The organism is Proteus vulgaris, from assembly GCF_016647575.1.
In the GTDB taxonomy this organism is placed as follows: Bacteria; Pseudomonadota; Gammaproteobacteria; order Enterobacterales; family Enterobacteriaceae; genus Proteus; species Proteus mirabilis_B.
The window spans coordinates 339,108-363,798 of sequence record NZ_CP032663.1 but is presented as its reverse complement, the minus strand read 5'-3'; the positions used below and the strand labels follow the sequence as shown (position 1 = coordinate 363,798).

General features: G+C 38.6%; 19 protein-coding genes, 1 tRNA gene and 2 pseudogenes. 9 read left to right on the top strand and 13 right to left on the bottom strand.

The features are described 5' to 3' along the window. Positions 1-337 precede the first annotated feature (337 nt). Positions 338-1,459, bottom strand: a pseudogene (locus D7029_RS01800) (tyrosine-type recombinase/integrase); the annotation flags it as partial. 917 nt (positions 1,460-2,376) lie between these two features. Here D7029_RS01800 and D7029_RS01795 point away from each other — a divergent pair. Beyond that, positions 2,377-3,801, top strand: coding sequence for an SIR2 family protein (locus tag D7029_RS01795; RefSeq protein WP_060561462.1), 1,425 nt, complete (start codon positions 2,377-2,379; stop codon positions 3,799-3,801). Further along, on the top strand, positions 3,798-5,831 hold the full coding sequence (locus tag D7029_RS01790; RefSeq protein WP_099432979.1) for an ATP-binding protein: 2,034 nt from the start codon (positions 3,798-3,800) through the stop codon (positions 5,829-5,831). Before D7029_RS01795 ends, D7029_RS01790 begins: the two co-directional genes overlap by 4 nt. A gap of 177 nt (positions 5,832-6,008) precedes the next feature. On the opposite strand, the gene D7029_RS01785 is transcribed toward D7029_RS01790, so the two are convergent. The 9 genes from D7029_RS01785 to D7029_RS01745 form a co-directional block, all read right to left on the bottom strand. Next, positions 6,009-6,461, bottom strand: coding sequence for an IrmA family protein (locus D7029_RS01785; protein ID WP_194951680.1), 453 nt, complete (start codon positions 6,459-6,461; stop codon positions 6,009-6,011). A 64-nt stretch (positions 6,462-6,525) separates the two neighbouring features. Continuing rightward, entirely contained in the window at positions 6,526-7,014 is a 489-nt protein-coding gene (locus tag D7029_RS01780; protein ID WP_194951679.1) for a hypothetical protein, read from the bottom strand. Positions 7,015-7,164: 150 nt separating this feature from the next. Continuing rightward, positions 7,165-7,638 (bottom strand): hypothetical protein, encoded by a 474-nt coding sequence (locus tag D7029_RS01775; protein ID WP_099432981.1) that lies wholly within the window; start codon positions 7,636-7,638, stop codon positions 7,165-7,167. Between the two features lie 4 nt (positions 7,639-7,642). After that, entirely contained in the window at positions 7,643-7,819 is a 177-nt protein-coding gene (locus D7029_RS01770) for a hypothetical protein (protein ID WP_194951678.1), read from the bottom strand. Continuing rightward, the gene (locus tag D7029_RS01765) at positions 7,816-8,523 is read right to left on the bottom strand and encodes a helix-turn-helix transcriptional regulator (protein ID WP_099432982.1); all 708 of its coding nucleotides are present in this window, start codon (positions 8,521-8,523) and stop codon (positions 7,816-7,818) included. The genes D7029_RS01770 and D7029_RS01765 overlap by 4 nt, the downstream gene beginning before the upstream one ends. A gap of 211 nt (positions 8,524-8,734) precedes the next feature. After that, positions 8,735-9,571, bottom strand: coding sequence for a DUF932 domain-containing protein (locus D7029_RS01760; RefSeq protein WP_161779063.1), 837 nt, complete (start codon positions 9,569-9,571; stop codon positions 8,735-8,737). A gap of 13 nt (positions 9,572-9,584) precedes the next feature. Continuing rightward, a complete protein-coding gene (locus D7029_RS01755; protein WP_194951677.1) occupies positions 9,585-10,010 on the bottom strand; it encodes an antirestriction protein in 426 nt (141 codons plus the stop codon). Positions 10,011-10,101: 91 nt separating this feature from the next. After that, on the bottom strand, positions 10,102-10,974 hold the full coding sequence (locus D7029_RS01750; protein ID WP_161779064.1) for a GTPase family protein: 873 nt from the start codon (positions 10,972-10,974) through the stop codon (positions 10,102-10,104). Between the two features lie 60 nt (positions 10,975-11,034). Then, positions 11,035-11,973 (bottom strand): hypothetical protein, encoded by a 939-nt coding sequence (locus D7029_RS01745; RefSeq protein WP_194951676.1) that lies wholly within the window; start codon positions 11,971-11,973, stop codon positions 11,035-11,037. A gap of 427 nt (positions 11,974-12,400) precedes the next feature. Between D7029_RS01745 and D7029_RS01740 the strand changes: the two genes are divergently transcribed. The 6 genes from D7029_RS01740 (at position 12,401) to D7029_RS01715 (ending at position 19,817) form a co-directional block, all read left to right on the top strand. Further along, positions 12,401-12,988: an inovirus Gp2 family protein gene (locus D7029_RS01740; protein WP_161779066.1), complete on the top strand. Its 588-nt coding sequence runs from the start codon at positions 12,401-12,403 to the stop codon at positions 12,986-12,988. Positions 12,989-13,093: 105 nt separating this feature from the next. Beyond that, positions 13,094-13,303, top strand: a complete 210-nt coding sequence (locus D7029_RS01735) for a helix-turn-helix transcriptional regulator (protein WP_066749988.1) — start codon at positions 13,094-13,096, stop codon at positions 13,301-13,303. 842 nt (positions 13,304-14,145) lie between these two features. Next, positions 14,146-15,267: an AAA family ATPase gene (locus D7029_RS01730; RefSeq protein WP_161779067.1), complete on the top strand. Its 1,122-nt coding sequence runs from the start codon at positions 14,146-14,148 to the stop codon at positions 15,265-15,267. After that, positions 15,260-17,461: a S8 family peptidase gene (locus tag D7029_RS01725; RefSeq protein ID WP_194951675.1), complete on the top strand. Its 2,202-nt coding sequence runs from the start codon at positions 15,260-15,262 to the stop codon at positions 17,459-17,461. The genes D7029_RS01730 and D7029_RS01725 overlap by 8 nt, the downstream gene beginning before the upstream one ends. Positions 17,462-17,514: 53 nt before the next feature. Further along, positions 17,515-18,777, top strand: coding sequence for a hypothetical protein (locus tag D7029_RS01720; RefSeq protein ID WP_161779069.1), 1,263 nt, complete (start codon positions 17,515-17,517; stop codon positions 18,775-18,777). Further along, a complete protein-coding gene (locus tag D7029_RS01715) occupies positions 18,774-19,817 on the top strand; it encodes a hypothetical protein (RefSeq protein ID WP_161779070.1) in 1,044 nt (347 codons plus the stop codon). Before D7029_RS01720 ends, D7029_RS01715 begins: the two co-directional genes overlap by 4 nt. A gap of 110 nt (positions 19,818-19,927) precedes the next feature. Here D7029_RS01715 and D7029_RS01710 read toward each other — a convergent pair. The 3 genes and pseudogenes from D7029_RS01710 to D7029_RS01700 all read right to left on the bottom strand — a co-directional run. Next, positions 19,928-20,185, bottom strand: a pseudogene (locus tag D7029_RS01710) (tyrosine-type recombinase/integrase); the annotation flags it as partial. 5 nt (positions 20,186-20,190) lie between these two features. Next, positions 20,191-21,474 carry a tyrosine-type recombinase/integrase gene (locus tag D7029_RS01705; protein WP_161779071.1) on the bottom strand — a complete coding sequence of 428 codons (1,284 nt, stop codon included), beginning with the start codon at positions 21,472-21,474 and terminating at the stop codon, positions 20,191-20,193. Between the two features lie 188 nt (positions 21,475-21,662). Continuing rightward, positions 21,663-21,747: transfer RNA gene (locus D7029_RS01700), tRNA-Leu, on the bottom strand. A 1,650-nt stretch (positions 21,748-23,397) separates the two neighbouring features. Between D7029_RS01700 and ampH the strand changes: the two genes are divergently transcribed. Beyond that, positions 23,398-24,627, top strand: a complete 1,230-nt coding sequence (gene ampH, locus D7029_RS01695; RefSeq protein ID WP_194951674.1) for a D-alanyl-D-alanine-carboxypeptidase/endopeptidase AmpH — start codon at positions 23,398-23,400, stop codon at positions 24,625-24,627. The last annotated feature ends 64 nt before the right edge of the window (positions 24,628-24,691 follow it).

The window sequence follows — 24,691 nt, the reverse complement described above, 5'->3', positions numbered from 1 at the left end:
ATGTATTGGCAATGAATTCATTCCTAGAGTACTGCTATAAAGAGCTGTATCGCTCACCTAAACGAGCTGCTAGGTCTAACCATTGGAAAGATGTCTCTGTCAAGACGCTGTAATCAATATCCCTCTCAACTACAGCTTGTAGCTTGCATCATCTCCCTACCTCATATACTGAACATTGTTATAATTAGCACGGTTCGCATTTTTACCGATACAAGCAAGGCTGGTTTTTTATCCGCTCTGGGTTATAGATTTTTTCATGTAGTATCATATTTACCAAATGACGGAAACTAAGCCCTGCTAGCTTTCATTTATTCCCCCAACAATTCAATAATCTAATTTAAATTGCCTTTAATGGATTACCCGGCTTAGCAAAACTAAACGGCGAAATTTCTTTCTCCCTATTCACATCCAAATAATCTGCCCACCACTGCACCATCAATCGCCGCTCCTCAATATGCTCAGCCTTATGAATATAAGCAGCTCTTACTGAGTTGCGTTCTTGGTGGCTCATTTGTCGTTCTACCGCATCCTTCGACCACAAGCCTGACTCAATCAACGAGCTACACGCCATTGTTCTAAAACCATGCCCACACACCTCCGTTTTAGTGTCATAGCCCATCACACGTAATGCATTGTTTACCGTGTTTTCACTCATGGGTTTTCTAGGATTGTGATCGCCGATAAAGATCAACTCATGATTGCCGCTGAATTGATAGATCTGTTTTAAGATCTCAATGGCTTGTCGACTTAAAGGGACTAAATGGGTAGTGCGCATTTTTGATCCGCGATGTGAGTGCTTAACCCCTTCTATCGCTTCACGTTCTGCGGGGATCGTCCACATAGCATTTTCAAAATCGATTTCATCCCAACGAGCAAAGCGCAGTTCACTAGAACGAATGAAAACTAACAAGGTAAGTTTGACGGCAAGTTTAGTTAAAGGCCTTCCCTTATAATCATCGATACGTTGTAAGAACTCAGGTAGACGTTTAAGCTCTAAGGCTGCTCTAAGGCTGCTCTATGGACTCGCTTACCTGTGGCGACTGCACCCGCCATATCTTGCGCTGGGTTATAGTCGATTAAACCACTTTGTACGGCATAACGCATAATGGCTGTCACGCGTTGTTGCAAACGTGCAGCCACCTCGAGACGTCCAGACATCTCTACGGCCTTGATAGGTTCGAGTAGATCGCGAGTTTTCAGTTCAGCAATATTGCGTTTACCAATAGCAGCAAAGATATTGTCCTCAAGGCTTTTGAGAACTCGATGGCTATGCCCTTCTGACCATCGCTGATTGGTTGCATGCCAATCACGTGCAACCTTCTCAAATGTATCAAATTCTTTTTATTGCTCTTCTTTCACTTATTTGCATTTTTCATTGGGATCAAAACCATTAGCAATTAACTTTCTCTCTAGCTTCTGCAAGTGAAATATCAGGGTAAACACCCAGTGCCAACATTTTGAGCCGTTGGTACAAACTATTATCGAATCGAGAGATACCAAAACGCTTATACCCACAACATGCAATAGCAGATACTTGATGTGAGTTGGTTTTAGTATAGCGAGGAAGGGTAAGTGGAAGGGTAACACCCCACAAACCATAAATTTCAGGCATAAAAAAAGACGCTTTTAGCGTCTGATTTTTGGTGCGAAGGCCGGACTCGTACATAACACTTAACCTCATGATCTAAATTAAAATATTAAAGTATAAATTTATTTATACCAACGCATGTACCAACAGATAAAATTCTTACTTTCTCTGATGGTTATCTAATACAAGTAATCGTGATGCTGATGAAACAATATAATCTTATAAGTTATCTTCATGCAGCATCAAGATCTGGTATCATTGCCTCTCGGTTAGCTACTGATACTTCATAGTTACTCGCTTATCTTTGGTCAGATAGAGTAGGATAGCTGATCAGCTGCTAACAGCCCTCCTCATCTAAGTAGGAGCAATTACTAATTGATTTATGAAGAAGAGGCACGCATATGAGATGATATATTTCCCGTATTTTTCCGCCTATTCAAACACCGTTCCCTCTGGGAATGACTTTTCATAGCCCATATTGTCTCTCAATCGTTTTAGAATTTGATCAAATCATTTCTGCATGTGCATATCAATAAATTTAAAAACTCTTCTCACGCATTTCTTCCACCTATGTTGAATCATAAGAGCTTATATGCTAATAGGTTGATATTTAACCTTGCTAAGTTAGAAAGCATGTTGGATACCTTGGGGTTGTATAGATGATACTCTGAGGATTTTAGAGCCTTGTAGGCATAAGATTCAAAAGCAATAACTTAAATTATCATACTAGTAGCTCTCCTTTATGCCTACAACATTATGTTTTTTATACAAATAAAAGAAGTGTGTTTATGAATATTCAGTACATAAAGGTTGGTAGTGTACCCGAAATTATTAGACTGTTACCAAACTCTAGCGAGCAAGCTGATTCCTACTCTTATCCTTTTACCCTATCGGCAAACTGTGCATGGGGAAAACAGGAAGCAGAAATATCAATAGAGAATTTACGCCAAAATATCGAGCCTTGGCTAACCGCACTCTTCCAATCCGAACATTTAAACTTATTGATCGGTGCAGGTTTAAGCACATCTATTCAAATGTCTGCTACAGGTTTACCTCCAGCAGGAATGGGCTGGATAAGCGACCTAGCAGTATGTCAAAGTGAAATAGATACATTTGCTACCCAAGCCGCCCAAGCTGCTGGCCGCGATAAGGGAAATATAGAAGATCAAATTAGAGCTATTAATGAACTTATTAAAGGGCTTGAAATTCTGACAGTGCTGAATACCCCTCAACCTGAAAACCCTCCAGCTCCTCATGTTGCTTATAGAAATCTAAAAGCTGATTTGAAAGCACTTAGGGGAGAGCTTTCTCGATGCCTAGGTGAGTTTTCAAGATCTGTAAGTACTGGAGAATACTTGATTAAAAATGCTGACCCTAAGCGAAAAGAGGAAACATTCAATTATCTGGTGAGCTTCTTGATGAGCTTTGCAAGTAGAACTGCCACTCGCGATAGGTTACATATTTTCACAACAAACTACGACCGTATTATCGAAGTAGGTGCGGAGCTTGCTGGCTTGAGACTTATAGATCGCTTTGTAGGAAGTATCGCTCCAGTGTTTCGTTCTTCAAGATTAGAAGTTGATTATCACTATAATCCTCCTGGAATCCGTGGCGAACCAAGATATTTAGAAGGAGTTGCGCGTTTTACTAAGCTTCATGGTTCCCTTGATTGGCATGAACAAAATAGTGCAATTCGGCGCTTTGGTTTACCTTTTGGGGCACGCTCTGTTGATCCGTTTTTAGAAGCCGAAGGTCATGAAAGCAATAGCTATGAACAGCTCATGATTTATCCTAATTCAGTAAAAGATAGAGAAACTGCCGAGTACCCTTATGTTGAGCTATTTCGAGATTTTGCAGCAGCAACTAGCCGTCCAAATAGCACATTAGTCACCTATGGCTATAGCTTTGGTGATGAGCATATCAATAGGGTAATTGAAGACATGCTTACAGTTCCTTCGACTCATATAGTCATAATAGCCTTCGGAGATCCACTTGGAAGAATTATGAATTTCATTACTAAGAGTGGAAGAAAAGCTCAGATCACTCTGTTAATGGGAGATCATTTAGGAGATCTTAAAACTTTAGTTGATAACTATCTACCTAAACCTGCTATTGATAAAGCATCAATAAAGATGGCTGAATTGCTCAAGCAAAGGGGATTCATGCAGCCAAAAGAATTAGGTAATTCAACTGACTCCGAGGTATCACTATGAGCTACTTACCAATTGAAAGGTTAGAGCAATTAAGAATTGGAACTGTTGGTTTTGTATCGCCTAGTGAAATCAGAGTTTCTTTAGAGATTGACTCTCCAGATTCCGTATCGCTTCAAGGTGGCTCACCTCGTAATTTTCCTCGAATAAATAGTTATGTACTTATAAGTAGTGATGATGGATTTCTTGTTGGGCAGGTTGAGTGGATTGCCGTAGAACATTCACCATACCCTAAAAGAAGGGGATTGCAAGATTTTGGCTTGATAGACCTTCCTTTTCCACTTAAAAAGCTCAGCATCAATCCTGTTGGCACGTTAAGAGTTGATAGAAAAAACGAAGGTTTCAAGTTCACAAGAGGAACAGATGCTTTTCCCTCGGTAGGTGACTCAGTGCTCCTGCCCACTGACGAGCAATTAAAATCAATAATCGAGTCAGGTGACAATAGAAGAGTAAAAATAGGGGATAGCCCCCTAGCTAACAATGCAGAAATAAAAGTGGACCCTGATAGGCTTTTTGGACGACATATAGCTGTCTTGGGTAATACAGGTAGTGGTAAATCATGCTCAGTGGCGGGGTTAATTCAATGGTCTTTAGATGCAGTTTTGCAACAGGAACAAACTCCTAATGCTCGGTTCATAATACTTGATCCAAATGGAGAATACAGTAGAGCATTCGGACCAAAATCAAAATACAAGGGTAAGCTATTACGTGTAGAAGCTAACACGGATGCTGAAGAAATTGAACTTAAAGTGCCGTCATGGTTATGGAATAGTTCTGAATGGGCTGCTTTTACTCAAGCAAGTTCAAAAGTTCAACTTCCCTTATTGCGCCGAGCTCTGAGGGCTATGAGAAATGCTGTTTTGTCAGAAGATAATGTGACAATTCAAGCGAAACACTTTTGCGGTATCCTTCTCGTGTCAATGAGACAATTAGCAAGCCAAGGCCAGATATATGTAAATGGCGGTCATGCGAAAGGTTTCGTTGAAAGTTTAACCTCATGGGCTAATAGTCTCTCCACGTTGAATGAAAAAATCGATAAAAAACCTTTTGATAACCTAATAAACACGATTAATGTGTATCTCTCCACTCGAACAGGTGTACAGTGGCCGTCAAAACCTGAAGTTTCCGACACTGATCAGTTGATTAGCGAATTAAAAAATGCGCATGCTACGCTTGGTGGGGACGAGCAAGAACTTCTTCCGAAAAGTGAAGATGCGCCTATTCGTTTTAAAGGTGACGATTTTGTAGCGTATCTCGAAGCCTTAGCCCAAGAAACAGGTACAGAGCAGTTCGTGGAGTTTCTTCTGACTCGTATTCGGACAATGTTAGGTGACACCCGAATAAGTGTAGTAACAAATGATTCTGAAGAGCCTATCAGTTTAACTAATTGGTTAAACACTTTTCTAGGGATAGATGGGCAAAGTTCTATAACCGTAATCGATTTATCACTGGTACCAAATGAAATAATACATTTGGTAACTGCTGTAATTTCCAGGGTTACTTTTGAAGCACTACAACGTTATCGAAGGCTAAATGGAAAACCACTGCCAACAGTTATGGTTGCAGAGGAAGCTCATACATTTATTAAACGCTACAAAGAGGATAGTGAGGGTCAGTCAGTCTCCGACATATGCTGCAAAGTATTTGAAAAAATAGCTCGAGAAGGACGAAAATTTGGATTAGGTCTTGTGGTTTCGTCCCAACGGCCGTCAGAGTTATCTCCAACAGTGTTGTCTCAATGTAATACTTTTTTGTTGCACCGGATTAGTAATGATAGAGACCAAGAGCAAGTCCATAGGCTTGTTCCCGATAATATGAGGGGATTATTGAGGGAGTTGCCATCTCTACCATCTCGGCATGCTATTTTACTAGGATGGGCTTCTGAACTTCCGGTTTTAGTTAGAATGAGAGAGCTTACTGAAACACAAAGACCTCAATCTGACGATCCTGATTTTTGGGACGTATGGTCTAATACTGGAGAAAATCCTCGCAAAGTTGATTGGCAACTGATAGCTGATGATTGGCAACGTTAAGTAACTTAACTGATTTGTAGTAGTGTTATATATGACAGTCTAGGCTTTGGTTGATAATTAGTTTTCACTACCAAAAATTGACTTGATAGTATCAATACTATCAAGTCAAACTATTAAGCTAATATAAAACGCTGATTGTAATGCTCTCCATTTAGGGCAGAATAAATACAACTAAAATTATTTTTTTCCAGCCACCGACATCTTCGCCAACTCTGGATTATTCGCCTCAAAGATTGATAGTGGTAATTCAACCTTACGCCCGTTCTGATCTTCTACCGCTTTAACCACTTCAAACTCAACGACATCATCACAAGGTATTTCCAGTCCTGCAAAGGTGGCACGCGTTGCGCTAGAATCGCCAAAAGGTTCCACTTCCAGTACCGTATCCCCTAATACCTTTCCTTGCCTATCTTTCATTCTCAAGGTTATCTCAAGCGCACCAAACTCCGCGTGGTCTAGAACCATATGGCTACCGCCATTATCAAGGGTAAATGAGTAACCACAGTAACCTTGGTTAATAAAGTTTGAACTTGTATGCGTGATGCTCGCATAACGCTGTTGTTCTTCAGCCAAGCTAAATGCACTAACTGCTAATAGTCCTATCGCAAATAGGATTTTTATCTTATTCATTACGTTACCTTTAGTTATCTTTTATTGCCCTCACTACCGCAAGTAACGGTAGCGAGAATGTTATTTATTGTTGGTTGGTTTGCAATCCACCTTTAGTACGGTCTTTTTCTTTCCAATGTGGGCGTTTTTTACCTGATAATTCTTTTTGCTGGTTCCAGTAACCTATCGGATAGCGTTTGACGATAGTACCGTTGACACCAATATCAACTGACGAATATTGCCCGTTATTTATGTATCCTTTTTGGACGTAGGCGTTAGGGCTACAAGTGCCTGTATCGCGTTGTTGCCAGTTTCCGTCAGTTCTTGCCACGATGTAGAAATCACCAAATGCACAACCTGATGCGGATTTATGATTCAGTACAGCAACATAATGCTTGGTTGAGCCTACAATCCTACAGGTACTGTTTTGGCTTCCACACACTTGCCATAAGGTTTTACCGCCATCATCTTTATACTCCCAGATGGTATTTTTAGGGGGCTGGCTGGTGGCAGAAGCTGGTGATGTTATCAACCACAGTGAGGCTAATGCAGTTACGAATACATATTTTTTCATTATAAATTCCTATCAACATAAATAGAAACGTCAGATTGACGCTTGATGAACACCGTCTAATGGGTGCTTGTTTTTCCCTGATATGGCGTATTCGGTGGTTATCGGGTGAATGGTGAATAAGGTATCCACAACAAAAATTGCTGATCATAGTTAATGTGATGACTGACGGTTTAGTCGCACTGAAATCCAGTGACGAATTCGCCGATGAAGATAAAAGGCAATACCACTGGCGATAAGTAAATCAATCAACAATATTGTAGTAGCAACTCCTTCAGTAAAACCGTATAGCCAACCGGATGACATGATAATCAGTAGGCTAGAGAGGGCTAATCCGATAATGATGGACGAGATAATGGCAACTAATTTGGGGTTGAAATGGATTTTATAATCAACTCCCTTAAAGGCACTCAAAACCCATAAGCCCAATTGCGCCAAGAGTTGTGGGATAACCAGAGCAAAGAGATATAAAACGAAGTACATCAATGTGATCCCATACGGGTTCATGATGAGAGCGATAAGCTGGAAATGTGTTAGCAATACGCCAGTGATCCAAAGGCATAACAAAATACTGATAACGACAGCGATCCGTTCTAAACCCAGTTGTAAGTGTGAAACTGTGTTCATATTTCTAAGCTTCCTTATGTGATGATGAATTCACGGTGTGAGGGTGATTTTGAATAGGCATGGCCCATTCGTAACCGCAATCGCGGCACATCCAGCCTGAGCCCCATGCAATGATGTCTTGCTCTGAAGAACAGTGAGGGCAATGTGTAGGATGCGATGCTGGTGAGGTTAATAACGTCATGGTCGGCTCCTTTCTTTGTGTGATGGAAGAGAGGTAAGTACTTGTGATATCAATCGAAAATGCGGTAAGGCTGCGATAAAACTGTTTTGTTGTGACAATTGCATCACTGCATGTTTCGGTGTGAAGGGGGTATTTAGCGGCTGAACTTGTTGGATATCCTCCAACAGCAAAACATGCACTTGCTGATGATATTCAGCCAGTAAATACCACTGGCCTTCACGGTAAATCAGTTGATAAGGTTGTAGTGGATTAAAACGACGCTCAGGTGTGAGTAAGCTAATAGATTGCTTACTGGTAATGGCATACACCAATTGATAGAAATGGTCGGCATGCAAAGCCGAAATCTTATGGGCGTGGTGCCAAATCAAACAAGGTGCATGGGGTTGTTGGGTTAGCAGTAATCCCAGTAAGCGGCTGTCTAGCCCCGGAAACAATCGAGTCATCCCAATCTGTTTCACAAAGGTAAGAATATCTTTGTCTCGATAAGCTTTTAGCGTATTGATGGGCAAGCGATAACAACCTTGCCGACCTTCTACACCCAGATAAGCCAAGCGTTCACGTAAATCCCGTTGTAACGTGCGTTCAGAAACATGGAATTCTTGGGCTAAACATGAGAGCACTAGGCTTTCGCCCGCCATTAAGCGGGCAATCAGCGCAGAGAGTCGCACAGCCATGCGGTCATATTTTCGGTTGGTCTGAAACATAACGTATTGCTCTCAATAACGGACGTTAGGAAATTAAGAAGTAAGGGAGTTTAACTTAGGGGATTGACAGGTTATGTCTGTTGGGAAAAATTATCATTAGGCTTTTTAGTGAAAAACCACTACAAGTAATTTATTGATAAATAATGTTATGTCGATTATTTGAACAATAAGGAGGTAGGGCGTAACGACACAACCTGTCAGGGCGGGAAAATTAGTTGGGCTGGCGAGGAGCAAGTTGGTTAAATAAGGTATCCGCCATCACCCACAGGGCTTTATTAAGTTTGATATCGCCATCAATCCCATTCACCGAACGAGTGCGGGCCCGTTTACCTTTTGCGGTTCTGCCTGATAATCCCCCTTTAATCAGGTTTTCTTGTAAACGTTGGTACACCGTCCAAAGGTCTTCTTTCTTATCTTCAACGCGTCGAGGCTGTAGAATTTGCTCTCGTGTGATTGGCTGGAACTCTTCACCAAAGCGGTAGGTCAAAGCCGCTTCAGCAAAGGCTTGCTGGGCTGGTGGGGGTAACAATAACGACTGCATACTTTCGCGTTTTTCAGCCACTTGCTCAAACGTATCGAGTACCTCATACGCCCCTTCAATCACTTTCCCCACCACATCCCCTTTATGGGGTACACGCACTTCACCTAATACATCACCGCACACCAAACCGTTGGAGCATACAGCTCTAAAGAGTCCCGGCAACATCTGGTAGCTACTCGAACCGTCATGGCTATTGAGCAAAATAATTTCAGGCACTTGTACGCCCGTAATTTGGTCATGTCGCCGAAGTCGTAACATATGCTTGGTGTGCTCTCGACGGCTGACATCACGCACTCGAGTCTGGCAGGCAAAGAACGGGTAAAAGCCTTCTTTTTGTAGGCTGTCTAACAAGGTGATGGTGGGAATGTAAGTATAACGTTCACTGCGTGACCCATGCTTATCTTCGGAGAAAACGCTCGGTACAGTACGAAATAATTCTTCAATGGTGAGTGGACGGTCACGGCGAATACTGTTAGCAGAGCCAAAACGCGAAGCTAATAAACTCATGATAGACTCCTGATTAATCAATTAAGTGGAAAATGGCAGCGGACTCGGGATGTTGTGAAGCGTAGTCACGCAGCTGATAAAAGCGGTCGCACATCACTTCACTTTCTGTTTGGAATGACCAGATGCTGTACAAGATCAGACACACCGCAATCCCTGCAGCCTCTTGGCTCACGGTGGCTTCATTGCCGTTGTGCATGTTGAATAGGGTTAAGGTATCTGCGTTGATATCGGGGTAGATAAAGGCACCGCCATTATTAAGCGAGCCGTACTCCCAGTAACCGCCATGATATTCGTCGCAGAATTGACCCATCGTGGTGAAGATCACCACTTCAAAGGTAGCCCAGCCTTTTACTGCACCAAAATGGTTGAACCAAAAATCTAGGCGTTGCTCATCAGGGACTAATTCCATTGTGATAGCAGATTCAGTTGAATGATTCATTAGTTGATACTCCATTAAAAAGAAATAAAAAAGCGCCAATCCCGTTAAGGAGTGGCGCTAGATGTCATTAATGTTGCGTTAATTTAAGAAGCTAAAAGAATAGGCTCCACAGGGACTTAGCGACGGAGACGATGCTATTTTTGACCGTACCAATCGTACTTTTTATCAGTGGTGGCAACGGAATGATGTCGATTAAAGTATCAACAATATCACTGACACATTGCCCAAAATCGTTACGTGCCGAAGTTTCTACAGATTGCGTCCGGTAAGTATTGTTCAGTTGCCTAGCGACACCGCTACTAGCCTCTGCCGGTAATACCTGTATTAATTGCTCTGCTAATTCAGTCAGTTGGTAACCTTCTGCCGCAGAAACCGTCATCACAGGATGATGCGGCTTAAATGCGGTTATCACGGCTTGTTGCTTCAATTCTAAGTTAGCCGCTTGCTCCGGGGATGGCTGATGCTTGTATTCATCCCACTGGCGACAAGGCTCTATCTTGTCTGCTTGGTTTAGCACAAATAGAAATCGCTTAGGTTGGTAGCCACATTGCTCAGTGAGAAAGCGATAACACTGTTCATCAGAAGACCACGCTCTATCATCGGCCTTAAGTACCCAGATGATTAAATCCAGCTCTGGCAGTAAGTTACGATAGAGCTGGTGATACTCTTTATCTCGCTCAAGGCTTTCACCTACGCCGGGTAAATCTATAAAGGTAAGCGTGTGATTGTTCATCGTCATACTGAAGCGCTGAGCATGCCGTGTACAGCCGGATACATCACTCACAGGTGATAGGATTGATTGGAATAGAGCGTTGATAAGGCTGGATTTTCCAGCCCCTGTTTTTCCCATCAGGCCGATGGTGGGAGAGTAGCTAATTAGGTGATTAAGTTGGTTGAAAAACAGATTTTTAAATGAAGCAGGAAAGGCGGATATCACCCTTCCTAATTCGGGTTGTAGGTTCATATTACATCCTTGAAAAATCATTGTGGCTATTCAAGTTAATAATATATATCTGTAGTTTTTTTAATTTGCCTTTTTAGCTGTCAATATTAGCTTTTTTAATGGTTCCTCTGGTAAGTCAATTTGATCAATCATAGCTTCAATAATTTCATTAATATTTTTATTATGAAGCTTTGCTATTTTTTTTAATTTTAACTTTGATTCTTTAGATATATAGGTATTCAATACCTCTTTACCTTTAACGCCATCACGGAATTTCTTTTGACTCCATGCTTTTCTTGTTCTGGAAAGAAAATAATCCACGTGTTTAGGATTTGAAGTGATTGCCCAGTAATCAAAGCAAGAGTTAATTACCTTCCATTTTTCATTCCTTATCAAAAGAGCTATGTCGCGAGAAATCTCCACATCTTCTTTCACCATTCTCTTAATCAACCAATCTAATGAATCATCGGTTTTATTAATAAATGAAAATACATCTTTATATTTATTAACATATGACATACTTTTATTTAAAAAATCCAAAAACAAAAATTCAAAATTGCTTTTACTCACCATCATACAAATATAGTCAATAAAACAAATTACATATTTTAATAAAGAATCGTTCCCTATCATCTCATCAAGGTCAAATGGAGAATAACTACTCATTGTCATTATTTGGTGATTATTTTCATTCTCTTTTAGTTTTTCATTATAAAATATCATTAAATAATTCATTACTATAAGTAAAATCCGTTCACTCTTTAAAGATTTTATTTTTCCAATTTCAATTAAATTTTCTTTATAACAAGACAAGCAATTTTCAAAATTTAAAAAAGTATTTCTTTCTGACATATACAATTTTATTTCATCTAACAGATCACGATTAGACTTTCCTTTTCTATTATCAGTGAAATGACCAATATTAAAGTTTTGATCTATTACGATTTTATTTTTTAACAAATAAAACTCTATTGCATATATCTGCCTGTAACCTAAGTAATCATCGTCAATTTTTATCATAAAATTTTATCCTTACCTAGCAATTAACGTAGTATTTTACGTAGCATTTATAGTTACCTTGTATCATGTAAGAAACAGGATTTACGTGCTAAATATCACTATAATAGTAAAATTATAGTTAGAATGAAGGATAATCTTTAGATAAATTAATATCAGAGTTGATCTACTTGAAAAAGTATCAGTTCACCTTTGTTCAAAAGCGCTCTGTCACGGTCATCGATGATGAGATAGAGAAGAGCCTTGCCGTGTTGGTATAGTATTATCTTAATAAAGAAAACCTATCCCATAACTACACCTAGAACATTAATCATTACCCTGTCACTGACTCACTAATTCATATGCTCATCATTTTTCTAAAGTGATGAATTCTTATTTTTAACAACATCCATTATAGATATGAAAATAAAACCAACCAAAGGTATCAATCATGTCTAGAAACACCTACAACGAGCATTACATTCAAAAGATAAACCACACCATCCGTAAATCACTCTTAACCTATAATCGAGTTACTGCTATTCGAGTGGACTTGCGCTTTCCTTCATCGGATATACTTCACTTAAGTGACTCCAATGCCATCACCCGATTTTTTGAATCGTTAAAAGCAAAAATAAATGCTGACCTAAAACGTAAAAATAAAATATGGAAGCGTAACCATTCATGCCCTTTGTTTTATGTATGGGTCAGAGAGTTTGGTGAGATAAAAAACAAAAAACACTACCATGTACTTTTGCTATTAAATAAAGATGTCTATTGGGGTCTTGGCGACTTTATTAAAACCGAAGGGACGCTCTATGTATTCATACAACAAGCATGGTGTAGTGCTATAGATGTTAACTTCCCTGACAAGCGTTATTTAGTTCATATCCCAGACAATGCAGTTACTTGGCTAGATAACAATAATACCAACAATGAAAGTACGATATTCGAATTAAACCAGCGTTGTAGTTACTTAGCCAAAGAGCATACAAAATATTATGGTGATGGCGAGCGTTCTTTTGGATGCAGCCGTTAATCTACCAATAAAAAACATGAGGGGGATATCTTTTGGAAGAGAGATATCCCTAAACATTTATCGATATCCCTTCTGCCTTTTAACTTTAAAGACAGGAGTTCAATAATGAGTACTCAAGCGATTCCCTTATTAGATGACCAATTTGTTGATATGAAATTTATAACCCGTTTAACGGGACTAACAGACAAGTGGTTTTATAAATTGATCCAAGATGGAGAGTTTCCAAAGCCTATAAAGCTGGGTCGTAGCTCTCGCTGGTTAAAGAGCGAAGTTGAAAATTGGTTACAAGCACGTATTGCCGAGTCCAGAGCGTAACCATCGTACCGCTACCCTTTCTGCGCTGATAGCATCAACACTTAAATCACACCGGAAACCTAACAATGAAAAAGTATCATGACTCTCATGAGGCATAGCTACGCCGTTATCAATACAAGCTAAATGGCTTTACTAAATTCACTATCAATCACGGCATCTAACATCCCTATATAGTCCAGCGGATGCTAGCAGATATACGCTTTCCTGGCACCGACAGCACACCCGCTATGCCTGTACCGTTTAATCGACGGTAGAACGTTCCCTGAGCCATTATCAGTACAGTCTGATATGGATGTGAGTTAATGGTTGATAACCGTCTGCTACGTTATCAACCCATGTTAGAGGGGGATTCTTCTCAGCGAATGCGTTCGCCTTGGACAACTTTCATTTGCTAATAAACTGATTAGCCTATTCAAGCAGTTTAATGAACCTGATCTACGCCATAAAGTGATGTGGCTGTACTTGTATGATTTGATGCTGGGTTTTCCTTTAGATGATTGGCTGAATGCCCTAAAGATGAGAACTGAAGAACAGCTGGTGGAATGGATCATTGGCAGGCCGATGAAGAACAGGGGCCTAACTAGGATCATCGATGAGTATGTATTGTTTGCTAACCTATAAAATTTAATCAGCTATTCAGTCAAAAAATCATATCACTTCTATAATTGTTGACTCAAGAAATGGAACTAACAATTTTCACACTGTAAAAAAACACAGCACATCTAGATTTATCATGCGAAAAGGCTATAATGTTTTTTTAATGAAAAACTAGTCATAGTTATTGGTTTGTTTTATTTATTAAAAATCAATTAATTACAAATCAAACTGACAATGGTGTTATAATGGAACTAGATTTAGTCAGCGTTATCAAACTAGCTCTCGAGGGTAAGGATAAAGACTTAAGGCTTTACTTAGCCAAACATATTCGCTCACTCAGAAAGAGTAACCCTTTACTAGCTAAACAAATTGAAGAGTTACTAAAAACTCAGCCAGTTAGGTCTCATCAAATAATGAGAAAAGAGACCCACTCATTCGATCTTCCGATAAATGAAACTGATGATAAACCCGCCATTCCTTTGAATCTCCTTAAAGAACAGGTAGACATCAACAATCGCGACGAACCCCTTTTACAAGAATCGGTAAAAAAGCAACTAGAACAAGTTCTTCTCGAAAGAAAAAAAATTGACTTACTTACTAGAAATGGTTTAACGCCCACAAAATCACTTATTTTTAGTGGTCCTCCGGGAGTTGGAAAAACAATGACTGCGCAATGGTTATCATCAAGACTAAATATTCCTTTATATACACTTGATTTAACAACAGTAATGAGTAGTTTTTTGGGTAAAACAGGAAACAACCTTAGGAATGTAATTGATTATGCTAAATCTCACCCATCGATACTTTTACTTGATGAAATAGACGCTATTGCAAAAAAACGTACAGATGAATCTGATGTTGGCGAACTAAAAAGACTTGTAACCATTATGCTTCAAGAACTCGAAGACTGGCCTGCTACAGGGTTACTCGTCGCAGCTACAAATTATCCAGAGCTAATAGATCCTGCCTTATGGCGTCGTTTTGACTGTGAAATTACGTTTTCATTACCCAATAATAAGCAAGTTAGTGAAGCTATCCGTTTATATTCCGGTAAAGATTTTAAAGTATTAGAGCCATGGTTAGAGTTATTAAAAGAAAATTTTTACGGGCAATCCTACAGTAATATAAAGCGTGAGATACTTCATTTACGTAGACTATATTTACTTCAACCGGATGATTTTGATTCCAACTTTATTTCTCAGATTAATTTTGATTTAAATGCAAAAACTAAAACTGAAAAAATTAATTTCGCGGTAAAACTAGTAAGTCAATTTGGATTTACGCAGCAAAAAGCATCAAAAGTTACCAATGTAAGTAGAGATACTATTCGCAAGAGACTCATGGGTAAGGAGAATCAAAGTGAGTGAGAAAAAAAATTATATTATCGGTAAAGCAGAAGAGTTAACATCATTAAAACCACCACCAAGGATAAATCCTAGTGTAGACCCTATTTATACATTTGAGGAGGTCATTGCTCGGCTGAAACCACAATTCGAAAAAACAGCTAAAGAGTTAAGTACACTAGGTACTGATATATGCCCGAAAGACTTTGCAGTGAGCGCAATTACGTTACATCCCTCATACATTGCAAAAGGACATTTCCCAAGGGCATTATTTAAAGAGATGGGAGTTCGTTCGGTTGGTAGCAAAAGTACAAATGTATTACCAGATCGGTGGACTAGAGTCGGAAAACCAAAAGAATCCCCTACAACTCAAATATTTGTTGCAGGAAAACGGGAGCGACTAGCTGAATTTACCAAAAGTATATCTTTATCTTCAGAAGATAGCCCTGGCGCATCAGATCTTTTTCGTATTTGGAGTATAGCAACAGTTGATGAACGCGAAAAGATAAAAGCGAACCCTGCTGCCTATGATGGATATTGGGAAGTTGGCCTACAACTAATTCCTGGTGGGAACTCAGAGTTTATAAAAAATGCGTTCATCAATTATGCAATAGAATTGGGCTTTCAACCTAAAGAAAACCTAGCTATTGAAGTTTCCAATCTTTGGTTTGTTCCTATGGCTGGAGATGATAATAAATTGATAACTCTTGCAGCCTTTTCATTTGTAAGAGTTATCCGTCCATTACCTTCAATGCGATCTTTTAGACCTTTAACTAGAGGTATGAGTATAGGAGCTGATGTAAATCTACCAAACGTACATCCCTACGCTTCTGATATTCGAGTAGCCATTCTTGATGGTGGACTTCCTGATAGACATGTATTAGAGCCATGGGTATCAAACTATAATCTTTCTGATCCATCAGCAAATGATTTGCCTGATGGACCATCACACGGTTTAGGTGTAACTTCAGCTTTTCTTTTTGGTCCTCTTTGGCCTGATGAAGAAGCACCCAGACCATTTTCATATGTCGATCACTATAGGGTTTTAGACGAAAAAACTGCAGAAGAAGACCCATATGAACTTTATAGAACACTTTCACACCTAGAAGACATATTATTATCTAGACAATATGAATTCATGAATCTAAGTTTAGGGCCTGATCTACCTATTGATGATGATGAAATTCATCCATGGACCTCATTAATTGATACTTATTTATCTGATGGTGAAACGTTTCTGACAATCGCAGCAGGAAATAATGGTAACAGTAACAATTCATTAGGCTTAGATCGGGTTCAGGTTCCGTCTGACTGTGTAAATGCTCTTTCCGTAGGAGCCATTGATCAAGTTGATTCAGGATGGAAACGAGCATCTTATAGCGCAGTTGGTCCTGGCCGATCTCCTGGTTTAGTAAAACCTGATCTAGTTACTTTTGGTGGGACACCAAAACAATATTTCCATATACCAAGCTCTATTGATTTTGGAAAGTTAACACCTATTTGTGGAACAAGTTTTTCAGCACCTTATCTCCTACGATATGCTGTTGGTATACGTGCAATTTTAGGGTATGAAATATCGACACTAGCAATTAAAGCTCTACTGATTAATTCAGCAGATCAATCAACGCATGAAAAAACAGAAGTTGGTTGGGGGAAAATACCCAATTCAATTAGTCAAATTGTCGAGTCTCCAGATGGTACCGCTAAAATTCTATATCAAGGCGAACTCTACCCTGGCAAATATCTTAGGGTTCCATTACCAATACCGAAAAATGGAATAACTGGAAAGGTAAAAATTAAGGCAACCTGCTGTTTTTCTAGTCCAGTTGATCCTCAAGACACATCTATGTATACAAAAGCAGGTATAGAAATTACATGGCGACCAACACCTGATAAAACAGATACATTTTTTAAACAGAAAACAGTTGCGACTGAAGCTGAATTACGTTCGGATGCTGGAAAATGGGAGTCTGTTTTGCATGAAGAAAAAGGAAAGTTAGGAAGTAGTCTCAATGATCCGTGTTTTGAAATCCATTACATGGCAAGAGATGGAGGTGATCAGATATCTGGTTCTAAAGCAGCAATTATTAAATATGCTTTTATAGTATCTCTCGAAGCACCTAAAACACCAGATATTTTTAATGATATCCTTAAATCCAATACAAAATTAATCGAAATACAGCCACGACTGCCTATTCCCATTCCTATTTCAATCTAAATTAAATTGTATATCAATGAGTTAAATTAAATTTAATCTCTTAAGGAAAAAAAATGGATAAGAAAATTAAAGGATCGTGGTTGATACATCATACTAATAAATTACAAGGTGTTACCAACCAATTTGGTTATGATAATACATATTTGGCAGGGAAAGCAGGAATATTATTATCTGCAATTTCTGCAAATAAAGATACAACCTTAGATAACAATAAGTTATCCGTGTTAGCTACGGCTGCAAACATCAATTTATCATTTGAACTTCCCAAACTTATTGATGTATTAAAGAAACAACAACTTATAGATACAGCTACTGGTGGTATTGCTGTATTAGGTGTAACAACTACATCTGCACTTCAACACACATCTGACCTTTTTGATAGCTTAAAACCAAAAGCAAGCGAAATAGCATCTATTTCGCTTGCAGAAAGAGCTTCAATGTCACCTATTTTTATAAAGGATGTTGCTACGGAATTAGCAGATACATATAAACTAGCATCGGAGGAATTAAACCAACTATTTACAAATGCCGAACAAATTGGTTTTGTTGATTCTGAAAAGCTAGATAATAACAACACCTTGCTATTCAATGGTAATCTATTTCGCCGAGATTCAACAAAAAAAATAAAGGCTGTCCTTGACTCACTTAAACCAGATGAGCAAATAAAATTAAATGAACTCCAAGATACATTAAAAAAGCAAGCATGTCTCAATGTTGAGCAAGCTGAGAATTTTCTTGGCACTCAATTATTTCAAAAAGTTACTGCTATCGGTTTGTTTGATATAAGTGTTGTCAGTAATTCAACTGAAAATATAGGATTTATTACGCTACCTTCTGCATTTTCTAAATATAGTAACTCTATGGTTGATGATGCATTTGATCTTGCTAAAGCATTTGTTAGCTCAATAACATATGGTATGACTAAAAGTTCTTATACCCGTGGAAAAATTCAAATGGTTGATGCTTTATTAAGTGCTTTAGTACGAGGTGAAAGTGTTGGCCCCGTTCAAGCAATTTCAGAGGACTATAAGCTTCTTGAATTAAAAGGTGTAGTTAAAGTTAGTCAAGGATCAAAAAAAGGACGTACAGGCCCTATGCTTGAGCTCCTTAAAATTGAGGTTGGAGAGTTAGCCCTTCAAGTAATAAGGCAAGGTGATGTAAGTGAACATTCATTAAAAAACTTTCCCACCGCAGCAGTAACATCTTTCAATGGGCCTGAACAAAATAGAGAATTAACCCGAAGAACTCAAAGAAGATTAAGCCCTAAAGCGACCAATGATATGCTATCTGTCCTTCGGACTGGAGGTGGCTTATGAGTAAATATAAACACACATTACCAAAAGGATTCATGATGGAAGAACTACTTCGTAGTTATTTCATTAAAGCTGGGTACTACGTTATTCGCGGTGTACCATTCAGCTATGAAGGGTTTGATGTTACAGATATCGATTTATGGCTGTATAGCAGGACGTCCTCTGTTTCTCGAGAAATTACTTTAGTTGATGCAAAAAATAAAAAAACACCTCAAGCAATTGAACGAATTTTTTGGGTTCAGGGATTACGTATTGCAACAAAAGCTACAAATGCAATTGTAGCAACAACAGATAGACGTCAAGAAGTAAAAGATTTTGGTAGGAAACTTGATGTGCTAGTTCTTGATGGTAATTTTTTAACAAAACTTGCTAATTCAGATAGTCCAAATATTAATAGACTTTCAGATGAAGAATTTTTTACAAAAATAGATGATTATTCGTTAAGTAAATTAGATGGAAACTGGCGAGGGCGAATTTTATCTTCAAAGGGCCTATTAGCAAAACCACTATCTTTTGATAGCTGTAATGAATGGATTTCCCACGGAAAATTTTTTGCAGAACAATCTATAACTCAAGAAATACAACACGAAACAGCGCTGCGATGCCTTTACTTGATCTGCTCTTTCATCTCTATTTCAATAGATTATTGTATGAAAGAATTATCTTTCCTAGATCAACCTGAACGTAATATTTTGATCAAAGATGGATTTACTTATGGTTCTAGAGGAAGTTCTGGTATGAAAAAAATACTAGATATTTCAATGCGACTTGTAGAAGAACATGCCAACGATGGCTTAGCCATATCCCAGCAAGTAAGACTCAATGTTGAAAATCAATTATCTCAATTGAATACAACTATACTAGGTGATTTCTTTTCGAAAAATGATGTAGCTATGACATTATTTTCTGTGGCTAAAGAGTTTGAGCACTTAGCAATGTCTCGTGATTTCCTATCACATAAAACAGCTAGTTCTAATCTTCGAAGTATTCTCTTTTGCCTTCTTGACTACTGGGAAATTGATAGAGTTATGTTCTCAAAATAACTATTCTATTCATGCTTTATAAAATAATAAAAATAGCCACCTTTACGTCTAAACGTAAAGGTGGCTATTAATTTCCCTTGTTAACTTTTCTTTATTTGAAACAACTTTGATTAGAGTGTTCCAGTTGCTCCCAATAAAGTGGACACTTCCAACTTATCCATATAATCCGCATGCCACTGCATCATTTCCCTGCGTCCATCCATATACTGAGCATGATTATACGTGCCACGGATCGCATTCTTATCGATATGAACAAGCTGGATTTCAATCTATGCAGAGTTATATCCTTTCTCATGCAAAATTGTGCTCATCCTGTGGCGGAAGCCATGCCCTGTTAGCCTTCCTTTATACCCCAACAACTCAATAACCTAATTTAAATTATCTTTAATGGGGAGTGGACAAGATTACCCGATTTAGCAAAACTAAAAGGTGAAATCTCCTTCGTCCTATTCGCATCCAGATAATCAGCCCACCATTGCACCATCAGTCGCCTTTCCTCAATATGTTCAGCCTTATGAATATAAGCAGCCCTCACTGAGTTGCGCTCTTGGTGGCTCATTTGCCTTTCTACTGCATCCTTCGACCATAGACCCGACTCAATCAACGAACTACACGCCATCGTTCTGAAACCATGACCACACACTTCTGTCTTAGTATCATAACCCATCACACGTAATGCGTTGTTTACCGTGTTCTCACTCATTGGTTTTCTTGGATTATGATCGCCAATAAAGATCAACTCATGGTTACCACTGAATTGATAGATCTGTTTTAAGATCTCAATAGCTTGTCGACTTAAAGGGACTAAGTGAGTAGTACGCATTTTTGATCCGCGATGTGAGTGTTTAACCCCTTCTATCGCTTCGCGTTCCGCAGGGATCGTCCACATGGCATTTTCAAAATCGATTTCATCCCAACGAGCAAAGCGCAGCTCACTGGAACGAATGAAGACTAACAAGGTAAGTTTGACTGCAAGTTTAGTTAAAGGTCTTCCCTTATAATCATCGATGCGTTGTAAGAACTCAGGTAGGCGTTTAAGCTCTAATGCCGCTCTATGAACTCGTTTGCCTGTCGCAACTGCGCCAGCCATATCTTGTGCAGGGTTATAGTCGATTAAACCGCTTTGTACGGCATAACGCATAATAGCTGTCACACGTTGTTGTAAACGTGCAGCGACCTCAAGACGTCCAGACATCTCTACCGCTTTAATAGGTTCGAGTAGATCACGAGTTTTTAGTTCGGTAATATTGCGTTTACCAATAGCCGCAAAGATATTGTCCTCAAGGCTTTTGAGGACTCTATGGCTATGCCCTTCCGACCATTTCTTATTGGTTGCATGCCAATCACGTGCAACCTTCTCGAATGTATTAAATTCTTTTTGCTGCTCTTCTTTCACTTCTTTGCGTTTTTCACTTGGATCAAAACCATTAGCAATTAACTTTCTGGCGGCATCTCTTTTCTCTCTGGCTTCTGCGAGTGAAATATCAGGGTAAACACCCAGAGCTAACATTTTTTGCTTACCGCCAAAACGATACTGTAAACGCCAATATTTTGAGCCGTTGGTATGTACCATCAAGTGCATACCATCACCATCGGTCAATTTATACGATTTATCCAAAGGTTTAGCAGCCCTGACTTTAGCATCAGTAAGAGCCATAATTTATCTCCTTGCGTTGGTACAAACTATTATCGAATCGAGAGATACCAACACATATACCAACAGCAGGTACTTGATGTGGGTTGACCTTAGTATACTTGGGAAGACTGAAAAGTGGGAAAAAGCCTTGTAAAACTGGGATTTCAGATACAAAAAAAGACGTCCGTTGACGTCTCTTGATGTTCTTATGGTGCCGAAGGCCGGACTCGAACCGGCACACCCGAAGGCGGTTGATTTTGAATCAACTGCGTCTACCAATTTCGCCACTCCGGCACTGAAGTGTGTCTGGAAAACCTGCCCATTATACTTGCGTGAACAACCCTCGCAACAATTATTGTTAGTTTTCAGTTTGATTGGCGAAAAAAAGTGCATTTGAGGTTTGTTGTTATCATAAAACACCATTTATAGGTTACATCAAAGTACCTATCGTTAATGCTTTAATCACGTTGTATCGATAAATCAATTATCTCGTCGTTCTTGTATTTAAATTTAGTCATTATTTTATTTATACTTTCTTACCTCTTATTTTTTATTTTAAATATCACACCATCATTACATAAATTTATTAAAACTATTTTAACCAATCGATATATTTTAAAATATATAACGGTGAATAAAAAAAAGGATCAAAACTTGGGTTAGTGTTTTGATCCGACAGTACTGCTAATAGAGGGCTTAATTTTATTTTAATGACTATAAGTTATTTTTATAGTGTCACTGCCCTTTTCTTCCCTGGTGTGAGGAAGAAGGTGGTTATGTTTTATTAATATAATGTACTTCTTTATCTATACTACATATTATTGATATAAGGATTTACTACTTTAACAAGGTACTTCTTACTACTACATAGGAAATTACTATTTAACACAAAGGCACTTATTTACTGCTTTAACGAAGGTACTGTTATCTAATATAAAGGTACTTATTTACTGCTTTAACGAAGGCACAACTATCTAATATAAAGGTACTTATTTACTGCTTTAACGAAGGTACTGCTATCTAATATAAAGGTACTTATTTACTGCTTTAACGAAGGCACTGCTATCTAATATAAAGGTACTTATTTACTGCTTTAACGAAGGTACTGCTATCTAATATAAAGGTACTTATTTACTGCTTTAACGAAGGTACTGCTATTTAATATAATGGTGTTGAAATATTACTACTAATATATAAATTATTATTGAAGAGGCTATTTTATAATATGCCTTCTTATTACTTCACTCTATTATTGCTGTGTTATCTTTGCTCTGTAACTCTTATATTCTCAGTCTCTCGACTTGATGAAGCTATAATAAATTTAATTTCACAATCCCACAATCAGTAAATTATTACAAAATATGACACACTCTTATATTATCTTTATAAAGCTTCAACATAAAGATAAAAAACAACAAATATTGGAATAATAAACCACAAAAACAATAATCAAAAGACCATAACACCATTCATTAACATTTTCTTGATATACATATCCTAACTTAATAATAAAGAAAAGCTAATAATAGGGTTAAAAACTAAGGTAAACCGAGGGAGATTGTAACTTAACGGTAATACTTACCTCATTTTTAGAGGAGAAATATGAGGAAAATATCTTTTTATGATGCAATTTTTCTTCACTATCTTTTTCTTAGAGACAATTTGACACATTTAATGCCAACTTTTTGATAACTGGCTCTTGCACTGATAGACATTCTTATTTCTGATAATATAATCAAAATTTGGTTTAAAACTGATTAGAAGGCGGTGTTATGGGCATTGTTGGCTGGATTATAACGGGTATATTTGTTGGTATTATCTTAGGTGCCGTATTAAAAATGATAAAGAAAAAATAGCGCGATAAGAAAGGCACCAAATTAAAACATAAACAATTTTATGTTGATCGCATTCCTTTCACCTCACTGACTTCTGTTGAAAGTAAAAATGAAAAAACATTTTCTAAAGTATCTTATGATCCCCGTCGCTTTACTGACATTGAATGCGTGTAGCCAACGTTCGCCATTACCACCAGCGACACAACCTTCTATGTTAAATCAACAGAACAATGTGCCTGAACTGACGCAATGGCCTACGGTATTAAGTCCTAATGTAAGTAATGCAAGTGCGCTGTTTGATAAATACGCTTCACAGATTTATCAAAAGAGTAATCCTCAAGGTATGGTTATTGTCATGATCAATAACTCTCAAACCTTAAATCGTTCTTTTGGGACGACAACACCTGAAAGTCGCAATGCACCATCAATGAACTCACTGATCCGTATCGCTTCTATCACAAAGCTGATGACCAGTGAAGTAATGTTAAAGTTACAAGATGATGGAAAATTATTAGTCACCGATCCACTGCAAAAATACAGTTACTATGGCGTAAATATCCCATTAGTCAGCTCTCAATCCCCTATCCGTCTTTATCATTTAGCAAGCCATACTAGTGGCTTTCCACGAGAACAACCCGGCGGAAAATGGGGAAGACCTGTTTTTATATGGCCAACACATGGCGACCGTTGGAACTGGTTGAAAAAAGCAACCCTGACATCAACCGCAGGGGATCAAGCCGCTTATTCAAATCTAGCTTACGATCTATTAGCGGATGCCTTAGTGAAAGCATCGGGTAAAAGTTATCCTCAACTTTTACAACAATATGTTACTCGACCTGCGGGTATGACTAATACCACATTGACGCCGACCCCAGAACAATGCCAGCGGCTATTAGTAGGATATAAACCAAGTCCATGCTCTGACACTATTGCAGCAGCTGGAAGTGGTGGTGTGTACTCAACACCAGCAGATATGCAACGCTGGATGCAAGGCTTTTTGACTTCTCATAATGCCATGCGAAAAGCAACCGCAAGTAAAGAGCAATCTGTCTACTTTCCTCGTAATCGACTCTCTTCAATAGAAGGAATGGACGTTGCAGGTCGTGCTGATGGCGTGGGTTTAGGATGGGTTTATATGGCTCCAGCCAATGGTGTTCCAGCGATTTACCAAAAAACTGGGGGCGGTGGTGGCTTTAATACTTATATGGCAACCATTCCTGAATTGAATATCGGTGTGTTTGTGGTGATCACCCGTAAACCTAACGGCACCAAATTTAGTGAAGTGACTCAGGGTACTAATGCGTTTGTTCGTGCTCTAGCAAAAGATTTTTATCAGTGATCGCATATCCAATAGCGATAAAAAAAGCGCCTTGTAAGGCGCTTTTGTTTTTCTTGGCTGATAT